Raw genomic sequence first — 8,986 nt, 5'->3', positions numbered from 1 at the left:
AAAACAACGTGTTATAACTGGTTAATACTTAGAAAAAATCAAAAAAGTTGTACAAAATACTAGGACTTTTGGAACGCACTAAACAAACCAATTTCAAAATGATAAATTGGTTGTTTTTTGATGCATAATGGCTCTAAAAGTCCTATATTCATTGGAAAAATCACAATCTTAATTCAAGCTTCTTTTATTTTAACATATTTGTACATAAAGTCCTGATATTTGGACAAGTATAAAATATCCGAAAATAAAAGATGAAAGAAAGGAGAATGAGAGTAGTGATTCATCTGTCATTTTTATTGTTTCATATCACAATCAAGAAAAGCTGTCAATAATGTGGATATGAATATTTAAATAATTACCCGTATTCATGAATGATTAAGATAAGAAAGGAAAATAAGATGTTTTTTAAAAGACAACAAAAATACTCTATTCGAAAATATAAAGTAGGGGTTTTTTCAGTATTATTAGGGTCACTATTAGTAGGGATACCAGAATCTTTTGTACACAGTGAAGAACAAGCTGCTTCTGTTTTAACAATTGAGAAAGCAGATGCTTTGACTGTGGATGGAGAGGATATTTTCCGAGAATCTGCTGTATTAGAAGTATTGAAAGTGGAAAGTGGTAAGGAAAAAGCTGAGGGAACATTTGAATTGGCTGCACCAAATCGTACTATTCCAGTAGTGGATGTCAATCAGCTTAAAGAAAGTGAAAAAGATCGTGTTAAAAATTTGATTTTAAAATCAAATAAATCTTTATCTGAACAAGATATTCGAGTAACTGATACAGGGGATGTTTATGTTACAGTTGGAGAAAAAGAATATTATCTTCCTGCTTTAACGGTTATTGAACAAGCAGAAGATTTGATAGAGGGAGCAGGATTTAGAATTGGTGAAACAGGAAGTTTCAACCAAGCATTTGGTTACCACAATAATAAATCAGAAGTTCCAGGGATTGTTCAGTTAGAGAGTAAAAAGGTTTCCTATAGTTCAAATGGAGATGCAATCATTACTTATACAGTTATCTACAATTCAAAACGAGGTACTGATGCTAGGGGTAAATTTTATGTTGCAACAGCAGATTATGCAAGTCTAGGTAGAGTTACTGCAAATGAAATTTCAGGAGGTTTAATTGAACAGCCGTTTGTCAATCCAGCTCCTAATGAAAATATCAATGAAACTGTTTATAATAAGATGAATTCTGCTGAGAATGCTTATTATAAAGGGTTAACTAAGATTAATATAGCAGATCCAGCACATTTAAACTATATTAGGGAAAGAACAAATCCTACGGGAAAAGCGTATCGCGCTATTATACAAGTAACTGTTAGTAAATCTGCTTATGAACGAAATGGCAATAAAGTATACACAGCATTTGGTGTTACAACTTTAACTAGTGGTCCTGCATCAAGTAATCGTGTACGTTTTGAAGAAACAAAATTAAACTTTAATGCCAATAATCAACCCTCTGTATCAAACGGACGAACACTTCCAAAAGATTATACTCTTCAAGGAACAGATCAAGATCCAAATCGACCGAATGTAGCTTTATGGTACTTACCAAATCGCCCAAAAGATCCAGGATTCGTTTATTCTTCTGAATTGAATGCTTTAATTTATCGTTATGCGATTGGAGAAAATTCGAACGTTCCGATCAATTCAAATGATTTATTAAATTTATTAACAGCTAAACCAAATGCATTTAATAAAAATAGTACTGATGCAGAAATTAATCGTTATTTTCTTGGAAAAGATAAAGTTCAAGCAGAAGGTGGTAATCCTAAGATTACTCCGCCACGTATTGGTCGAATTACTCTTCATAAAAATGATAATACCTATTATTATGAAGGTATAGATCCTAAAACTAGACAAAAGTTTTCTATACGAACAAAAGTTTTAGATTTAGTACAACCTGTTTCTGGAAAATTATGGGGAAATCAAACTATTGATCTAACTGGTTCTCAAGAAGGAACAGACGGAGTTGAAGATAAAACAAAATATAATCGAGTAGACCATGACTTTACTATTTCAGCAGATAAAAATAATGGTAAAGGAAGTGCTTCATGGACTTTACCAGGTATGATTCGTGGGGCAGAAGGAAGTAATGATATTGCGACTAATATCATGGATGGTGATGGACGAGGAAAAGCTATTTCTAAGTTACAATTATACCTTAGAAATAAACCTATTGGTTTTTTAGGAATCAATCCAGATACAGAAACGGACAATCTGAATGTTTTTGTGGTACCAGTCGATGTAACTAAACCTAGGGTACAAAAAGAAACAGCTCAAGCGATTACTGTACCAAAAAGTTTTGCAGATTTTGACACTCTAACAAGTTTTGTTGAAGCTAATAAGAGTAAGATTATAGGGAAAGATAACTTTTCAACGAATGCAAATCTAACAAAAAAGCTTAAATTTTATAATGAACAAGATCAAGAAATAGATGCCGAAGATCTTGTTCCAAGTATGCGTTATAAAATGAAAGCTGTTGTAATCGACGAAGCTGGTTTAGTTAGTGATCCATTGGAAGTAGGAAACTTTATCTTTAAACCGATTGATGCAGAAAATGTTCCTAAAAAAGTTGTTTCAGATACTAAAGTTCCAGCAGGAACTAAGGTTCTTAAAGCCAATCAAGATGGTGCAACTTTTAGAACTCCAAAAAATATTAACGGAATGAGTGTAGATTCTGACGGTAACTTACAAGGTACTCCAAATGTTACTTTTGCAGAGGGAGAATACAGCAAAGAAATTACAATTCCAGTTAATGTAGAAAAAAATGGTGAAAGTAAACTAGTCAATGCTGTTGTCACAGTAAACAAAAAAGTTTCAGTTACTCCAATTTCTCTTGAAATTCCAAATGGAGTAAAAATTCTAGAAAATACTAAAGCTGTAGAAGCTAACCAACCTGGTGTGTTTTATATTCCTTTAAATGATGGCGATGGATTTAGACTGAATGATAAAGGAATGTTAGAAGGTACTCCAAATGTTACTTTTGAATCTGGTAAAGATACTAAAGTTTTCGAAATTGTAGCAACTGGTAATAAAGGAGAACACGGAGCAGCAGGAGTTCGTATTCCTGTAACAGTCTATCGTCCTTTAGAAGTAACATCTACTTCAGCGGCTGTTATCAATTCAGTTGAAACGTCATCAAATACAGTTATTAGTCATAATCAAGTGTCAGGTGCAACAATTACAGCACCTACTGTGAATGGTTTAACAGTTAATGAGCAAGGAAAATTAGTTGGGACACCAGATGTTCCATTTACTGAAGATGAATCAGAAAAAAATATTACGATTCCTGTTACTGTAACGAAAGGAAATCAAAGTAAAATTACGAATGTTACTGTAACAGTTAAAAAGAAATTTAAACTAACAGCACTTCCACATGAAGTAGAAGAGGGTGTAGGAGTTACAGGAAGACCGATAGTCGTAGATGCAAATACAACGCCTCAAGGTCACAACCTTGGTCTTACGCTTGAAGGTGGTGAGGTGGATGGACTAGGAATAAACAGGTATGGTCAGTTATATGGAACACCTACTACTACTTTTAACAATAATGAAGATAATAAAACAGTAACACTTAGAGTAAGTGGAAGTAAATATGGCCATGGATCAGATAGAATAGATGTTCCAATAGTTGTTAATAAATCACTAGCCGGTACGCCACATGAAGTTAGTGTTGAAAATGGAAAAACAAAAAAAGCTAAAGTACTAACAGTTAATCAACAAGGTGCTACTTTAACACCTGTTGAAACAGAAGGATTGACAATCACAGCAGATGGTTCTTTATCAGGAACAGCAAATACAACATTTGCGGAAAATGAAGATCATAAAGTTGTAAATATTCCAGTTACAATTAGTAAATCTGGACGCAAAAATAAAGATGTCATTGTTCCAATTACTGTTTATAAACCATTAGTAGGAACCCCAAATGAAACAAGTCTTGAAAATGGTATAGCAGCTAATACAATTACTCACCCCGTATTAAATGTTAATCAACAAGGATTTAGTGTAACGTCAAATACTGTTTCTGGATTATCTATTGATGAGCATGGAAATCTAACAGGAACTCCAAACGTAAGATTTAAAGCTAATGAAGATAGCAAAGTAGTCACACTTAAAGCAACTGTAAGTAAGTCAGAGCGTGATAATAAGATTGTGAACGTACCTGTTACTGTTTACAAATCACTAGACGCTACAAAAGCGACTAAAGAAGCAACAAATGGGTTACCTTTATCAAAAACTAAAGTTCTTACACCTAATCAAAACGATGTTGAGATTGTACCTTCGTCAGCAAACGGATTAACAGTTGATGAACAAGGTAATGTGAGTGGGACACCAAAAGTAACGTTCCCTGACGGTCAAAATAGTGTAACAGTCGAGATTCCAGTAACACTTCGTAAAGCTAATAGAGCAGATAAAACGGTTATAGTAAGTGTGAGGGTGAATAAAAATCAAGCTGAGAAAACAACACCAAGTGCCACACCAATCACAAAACCAGAAGGTGAATTGACGACTGAAGATGTGACAGGTGCTGTAACAGGTAAAGGTGAAGGAACAGTTACTGTTAAACCAGGAACAGAGTTACCAACAACACCAGGTGAACATAAAGTGCCAGTAGTGGTGACTTACCCAGATAAATCAACAGATGAGTTGGAAGTTCCAGTCACAATCACAGGTAAGACAGACGCTGAGAAAACAACACCAAGTGCCACACCAATCACAAAACCAGAAGGTGAATTGACGACTGAAGATGTGACAGGTGCTGTAACAGGTAAAGGTGAAGGAACAGTTACTGTTAAACCAGGAACAGAGTTACCAACAACACCAGGTGAACATAAAGTGCCAGTAGTGGTGACTTACCCAGATAAATCAACAGATGAGTTGAAAGTTCCAGTCACAATCACAGGTAAGACAGACGCTGAAGTGAATGTACCAGCTGATAAAACACCGGTAAAAGATACAGAGCATTTAACAGAAGAAGAGAAAGCGACAGTGAAAGAGAAAGTTGAGAAAGCAAATCCAGGTACAACAGTAACAGTTGATGACAAAGGAAATGCCACTGTAACAGATCCAGTAACGAAAGTAACGACTCCAATTCCGTCTAAAGAACTTATCGAACCAATTAGCAATGGCAACACTACAGATACTAAAGTGAATGTACCAGCTGATAAAACACCGGTAAAAGATACAGAGCATTTGACAGAAGAAGAGAAAGCGACAGTGAAAGAGAAAGTTGAGAAAGCAAATCCAGGTACAACAGTAACAGTTGATGACAAAGGAAATGCCACTGTAACAGATCCAGTAACGAAAGTAACGACTTCAATTTCTTCTAAAGAGCTTATCGAAAGAATTGGTAGTATAACCGATAAAGGAGAAAGCAGTAGTATTAAAGGTTCTCATTCAAGCAATAAAGGTACTAATATGCATGATTCAGGTGTTGCAATGAATACGAATAATCATTCTAAAAAATCAACTTCATCTGAGGAATCATCGGATACTAAACAATTACCTCATACAGGTGATTCATCAGGAAATCTAGAAACTTTAGTTGGTTCAGTAGCATTTGGTTTAGCAGTTTTAGGTATGGTTGGTAAAAAGAAGAAAGAAGAATAACTGACAATGAAAGAGCAAGAATCTAGTTTGAAATATGATAGTAGAATATTTACTTGTAAAAGATGTGGTAAGGAAGTTATTACAATCCAAGGTGTGTTGGATCGTAGATCTGTATTTTGTAGTGCTATTTGTAGAAGGCGTTATTGGAGACATTCTGATAGACGACATCAAGAAAGTAAATAATTCTCATAACAATCTATTGATTTTTGGTTACTCGTCAAGTGATGTGACGTAGAGAAATAAGTAAGAACTAGGTAGTGAATGGCATTAGCCGTTCACTATCTTTTTTTAAGGACTCTTCGTCAAATTGTGTTGGTAGTGAATGATACGAGTATTTACTAATGTAAGTAAAATACATGGTTTAAAGACAGTGTTATAAAATATTATAAAGACTATTAAAATGATACTGTTTTTTTTTTATCAATACAATTTATTAAGAAGTTATTTTTTTATTGGTAAACATTTTTATTTATGATATTATTTAAGAATAAATCGAAAGAGGTGATAACATGCACAAACATATATTCATGCACCTATCTGAAAATAGTGTAGAAACAAGTCGATATATTTATGAACAAAATGAACGTTATTCAGAAAGATACGATAGTAATGTACTTTATTATAAAGTAATGCCTACTTTAGAAGAATTAAAAGAAGATATAGCTTTTGTAAAGGAAAAGCAAGCAAATTATCAATCGGAGTATGTTCATTTAAGTTTTCCTGAAAATGAATGTTTACCAGAAGATATAGAGAAAGTCTTGAAAGAGTGGTCATTTGATCTATCTACCGAAGTGTTGATGTGCTTAAATGAAGAAAAAGCTAATTTTACAAAATCGTGCACGTTTAATGTAACGATTGAAAAATTAACAGAAAAGTGGTTAGAGATATATTTTAAAAAATATGATGAAGAAACAATCCAGTATGGAAACTTATATCGTGAACAAGCAAAACAATATATTCAAGATATTTTACAAAAAGGAGATATATTACTAGCTGTTGATAAAGATACTATTATTGGTGATGTAATTTTGCACTATCAAAAAGATTTTATTGAAATTGATAATTTTCAAGTTGATGAAGCGTATCAACGTCAAGGGGTAGGTACTTTGTTACAAAAAGCGGTGTTACATAAAAAATTATCTAATCAAAAATTAGTTTTGATTGCAGAGCAGGGAAGTGATGCTCATATGATGTATCAACATCAAGGGTATGAAGAAATAGGTTTTTATATTGAAGGTTATTTTATAGCATAGAGCATAAAAAGCATAGGCGGATAGGTTACACCGTCTATGCTTTTTGTGTTTCTATTTAATTAAAGATTTGAATAGCGTAATTTTGTCCATTTACAACGAATACAGCGATGCTGACACTTGTCCAATTAGGATTTAGCATATTTGCATTGTGATTGTATGAATGTTGCCACCAGCCCATTAAACCTTGAGCAGTTGGGTACTGCATCACTAAATTTTCTCCAATATTCGTAGTAGAAAATGCAGATGAATATGCTAATCCGTTTGGACGTGTATGGTAGTTTGTATCGCCTTTAATGGCGTTGTATGCAAATTCTCTTGCACGTAGTAATGTACCTTCGGATAAATGAGTGTTAATGCTTAGTGGTTTACGTCCTTGTTTTTCACGATGTTGATTTAATAAAGTGATGAGTTCTTGTGTTAAGTTTGCATCGTAATAACCTGTCACAGTGCCTGTTTTTCCTTTACCTAAATCAATGGTATATGTTTTTGGAGACGATAAATCACTTGTAGGGTTTACCGTTGGTGTTGTGTGAATAGGTGTCACAACCGGTGATGTATCTGGCGTATGGATTGTCGGTTCAGTATTTGGTTTTGGCTGAACTGGTTCTTCAGCAGGTTTATTTGGAGTTGTCTCCGTATTATTTTCAACTGGTTGAGTGGATACATCTTCTTTGTCCGTCGGTTTATTTGTATCTACGTCTGGAGTTGTATTTGTATCGCGATTATTTGCTGGTGTATTTGGTTGAACAACACCAATTGTATTATTTTCAGAGTTGTTTGGTTTATTTGTTTCAGTGTTTGGTTGAGTTGCCTCTTTATCCGTATTGGCAGGTTCATCTGGTTTCATAGATCCTGTACTGATAGTTACTGGAGCAACAGGTGGTGCTATCTCATTTGATGTTGCGTGATTAGAGATAGTTTCATCTTTTTTATTAGAATTTTCGCTTTCTACTATTTCATTAGAAGTCGTGTTTTCTGTTGGTTCATTAGAATCGCTAAAATTGCTGTTTTCTGCTTCTGTCTCCGTATTTGTTACTTTACTGTCTTGTTCTTCTGTTTTTAGTTTATCTTCGTTAATAGCAGATGTGTTTGGTGTCACTGGCTCATTTACAGTTGATGATAGAGTATTGTCTGTCGTATGTGTATTTGTACTTTCTAATACCTCATTACTTTCTAAAACCTCATATCTAATAGACACTAAAACATTTATATGATTGATTTTCCCTTCAAAAATCAATGTTTCTTTGGCACTACTTGTTTTTGGTAACATAGTCATGGATTCTTTTGGTATCAATGTAATTTTAAAACGTTGTGTTTCATTTGCATCTAATTTATTTAATTTGATTGTTTGTGTTTCATAATCACTTGATGATACAGATACAGCAATATTTTCTAAATTTTGAGTTGCAGATAGAACTAAAAATGTTTGATTATTTTCAGTTTCTAATTTTGCGTGTAAATTTTTATTTGAATGTTCAAAAGTCATCGCTTCTGCAAAAGCTGCTGTACTTTGTGGATGATGTGTTAACAGTAATGTACTAAAGAGTACACCACCTACTAGCTTCGAGAATTTCTTGTTCATATTCTAAGCACCTCTTCATGTAATAATACCGTATAGTCTATGGCATACTATATTATAAAAAAAGAATATGTTGAATGCGTGACAGTAATATATCAGTTTCTTTACAAAATAAAAATCTAGAGAGGGGTTCTCTAGATACAAAAAAAATAAAGCACTGTAGAGTGCTTTATTCAGACTGTTGACAAATTAAAATATCGACAGTCTTTTTTCGTATCAGACGTTAAGTTGTACGGCTTACCACGATGTACACGATACATCGCTCGTTCTCTACTACGTGCGAGAACGAAGCTATTCGTACCACAACATCTGATACGATAATAACACTTAAAAGTGGTATAATAGAGATAAGAAAAAGGAGGGAAAAATCTATGTTTTATAAAGAAACTCACCCAAATGATGAAATCATATGAAACACATTGTCCGAATTAGTACCAAAAGACCATTTACTACGTAAAATTGATAAATCAATTGATTTCAACTTTATTTATGAGATTACTTCTCCTTATTATAGCCATACGAATGGTCGCAATAGTTTA

At 33.6% G+C, this 8,986-nt stretch carries 3 protein-coding genes; 2 read left to right on the top strand and 1 reads right to left on the bottom strand.

The window, feature by feature from the left end; genetic code table 11:
• Positions 1 to 398: 398 nt before the first annotated feature.
• Positions 399 to 5,615, top strand: coding sequence for a Rib/alpha-like domain-containing protein (locus tag GMA11_RS08700; RefSeq protein ID WP_163546764.1), 5,217 nt, complete (start codon positions 399 to 401; stop codon positions 5,613 to 5,615).
• 509 nt (positions 5,616 to 6,124) lie between these two features.
• Positions 6,125 to 6,868: a GNAT family N-acetyltransferase gene (locus tag GMA11_RS08695; RefSeq protein WP_163546763.1), complete on the top strand. Its 744-nt coding sequence runs from the start codon at positions 6,125 to 6,127 to the stop codon at positions 6,866 to 6,868.
• A 55-nt stretch (positions 6,869 to 6,923) separates the two neighbouring features.
• On the opposite strand, the gene GMA11_RS08690 is transcribed toward GMA11_RS08695, so the two are convergent.
• On the bottom strand, positions 6,924 to 8,450 hold the full coding sequence (locus tag GMA11_RS08690; RefSeq protein WP_163546762.1) for a CAP domain-containing protein: 1,527 nt from the start codon (positions 8,448 to 8,450) through the stop codon (positions 6,924 to 6,926).
• Positions 8,451 to 8,986: the final 536 nt, after the last annotated feature.

This window comes from Granulicatella sp. zg-ZJ (assembly GCF_010892355.1).
GTDB lineage: Bacteria > Bacillota > Bacilli > Lactobacillales > Aerococcaceae > WM01.
This window is presented reverse-complemented; position numbering and strand designations above follow the sequence as displayed.